We start from the raw sequence: 717 nt of genomic DNA on the forward strand, positions 1-717 counted from the left end.
TCGGCGTTAACCGAGGAACAACCGATACGCCGGGTTATTCGTCTCATCCCAATACGGGTAGCCAATCTCCGCCAGCGCCTTGGGCACGCGATGCCGCTCGTCCTCCGGCACCACCAACCCGGCCACCACGCGACCATCCGCAGCCCCGTGATTGCGGTAGTGGAACATCGAAATATTCCACTTCCCGCCCAGCTTATTCAGAAAGTTGAACAGCGCCCCCGGCCGCTCCGGGAATTCGAAACGGAACACCATCTCATCACTGACCCGCTCCGAATGTCCGCCCACCATGTGCCGCAGATGCAGCTTGGCCAGTTCGTTGTCGGTCAAGTCCAGCACCGGGAAGCCTTGCTCGGTGAGGCTGGCGATCAGCGCCTTGCGCGGGTCGTTTTCCGGGTGGGTCTGCACGCCGACGAAGATGTGCGCCTCGCGGTCGGTGTGGTAGCGGTAGTTGAATTCGGTGATCTGGCGCTTGCCCACGGCCTCGCAGAAAGCCTTGAAGCTGCCCGGCTGCTCGGGGATGGTCACGGCAATGATCGCCTCGCGGCCTTCGCCCAGTTCGGCACGTTCGGCGACGTGGCGCAGGCGGTCGAAGTTGACGTTGGCGCCCGACTCGATGGCCACGAAGGTCTGGCCTTTGACTTCATACTGCTCGACGTACTTCTTGATCCCTGCCGCGGCCAAGGCGCCTGCAGGCTCAGTGATCGAGCGGGTGTCGTC

Annotated in this window: 1 protein-coding gene; it reads right to left on the reverse strand. The window is 62.9% G+C overall.

Going from position 1 to position 717, the window contains the following annotated elements; all coding sequences use genetic code 11:
• Positions 1 to 6: 6 nt before the first annotated feature.
• Positions 7 to 717 (reverse strand): threonine ammonia-lyase (locus AC07V9_RS29640; protein WP_495019170.1); only part of this gene is annotated, 711 nt, incomplete at its 5' end.

This window comes from Pseudomonas sp. GW821-FHT02A11 (assembly GCF_059421985.1).